This is a genomic window from Nitrosopumilus sp. b1 (assembly GCF_014078545.1).
Taxonomy (GTDB): Archaea; Thermoproteota; Nitrososphaeria; order Nitrososphaerales; family Nitrosopumilaceae; genus PXYB01.
Map to the genome: position 1 here is coordinate 1 of NZ_MU078730.1, position 1,508 is coordinate 1,508.

3 protein-coding genes are annotated in these 1,508 nt (G+C 36.3%); 1 reads left to right on the top strand and 2 read right to left on the bottom strand.

All coding sequences use genetic code 11. The annotated features are described in order from the left end of the window. Positions 1-587, top strand: a 587-nt coding sequence (locus C6988_RS08765) for a zinc ribbon domain-containing protein (protein WP_182134707.1), incomplete at its 5' end; no start/stop codon positions are given. On the opposite strand, the gene C6988_RS08770 is transcribed toward C6988_RS08765, so the two are convergent. Further along, on the bottom strand, positions 584-1,012 hold the full coding sequence (locus C6988_RS08770; RefSeq protein WP_182134709.1) for a CBS domain-containing protein: 429 nt from the start codon (positions 1,010-1,012) through the stop codon (positions 584-586). The genes C6988_RS08765 and C6988_RS08770 overlap by 4 nt on opposite strands. Continuing rightward, a partial coding sequence (locus tag C6988_RS08775; protein WP_182134711.1) for a dicarboxylate/amino acid:cation symporter occupies positions 1,013-1,508 on the bottom strand: 496 nt, incomplete at its 5' end.

The window sequence follows — 1,508 nt, forward strand, 5'->3', positions numbered from 1 at the left end:
TAGAGCACATCAAACAGGCATACATTGAAAGCAAAACTGTCTGGGAGAGCGATAAGAGATATCTGCAAAAGATGAAAGACAAGTATCTTACAAGATTACAACTAGATGAAAAAACAGAAGCACCAGAGATTCAAGAAGAACCTGATTCTGGTGAGACAATTCATTGTTGGAAGTGTGGAAAAAAATGTCCACTAAAGGCAAATTTCTGTATGACGTGTGGTGCACATCTATTTGATGTTGGAAACACAGAACCTGCAACAACTCAGGGAACTGTAATTAAAACAGAGACTGTTCGAAGGTCAATTGGAATTAAAATTCCAATAATGATTGGAATTCCAATAATTATCTTGGCAGTTCTTGGTGCAGCATACAGTCAAGGATATTTTGATGGAGCATTTGAGCGAGATGAACCTGAAGATGTTGTAATACAACCTACTATTTCAGAGGATGAACCACTAGATTCTAATTCAAAGTGTGGTAAAGGAACAATCTTTGATGAGGAGACAAACTCTTGTGTGTTAGAGAACTCAAAGTGTGGCAAGGGAACAATATATGATCCTAAAACCAATTCATGTATTCTAGACTAGTCCTTAAGATACGGTCGAAATATTTCTAATAGATCTTCTTTTTTTAGCATTGTAAATATTGCAACAAGGTCACTTGCAGAAACGATTCCAAGTACCTGGTCATTTACAATTACTGGAATCTTTCGAATATTTTTGCTAGTCATAATCTCTGCTACATCAATAATAGAGTCATCAGGTTTGACATGAATCAGAGGCGTTGACATTATTTTTTTGGCCGGAGCATTTAGTAGCATTTCAAAAGAACCTATACTGCTTACAATGTCTCTGTTTGTGATGATTCCAATTGGTTTATTGTCTTCAATAACAATTGCAGAGCCAACTCTTTTTTCATACAATTTTTTGGCGACATCTTCAATTGTTTGAGAGGAATCTACAGATACAATGTTTTTTACCATAATTTTTTTTACTGGTATTTTTTGTTCCAATTAGGTCGCATCTACTTCTTTTTCAGCCGGTTTAATTCTTTTATCAAAGAACATGCATGCAGTAAGGTCACCAGTTACATTTACCATGGTTCTAGTCATATCCAAAATTCTATCAACGCCTAAAAGAAGAATTACTCCAACTGGGGGAATTCCTGCAGCAATTAGAATTGTAGATAGAATTACTATTCCAGTTCCAGGTGCTGATGGGGCACCAATTGATGCTGCAAGTGCAGTCAATGATATCAAAAGAATTGTTCCCATTCCCAAATCAATGCTAAAAATTTGTGCCAAGAAAAATACTGCAATTATTTGGTATAGTGCAGTTCCATCCATGTTAATTGTCGCACCAAGTGGTATGATGAACTGAGAGACCTGCGGTTGAACCTTTAGTTTTTCTTCAGCAGTTTTAATCGATAACGGCATAACAGCAGCAGAGCTAGAAGTTGAAAATGCAAGAAGTTGCGGATCACGAATAATTCCAAGCGTAGACGATATT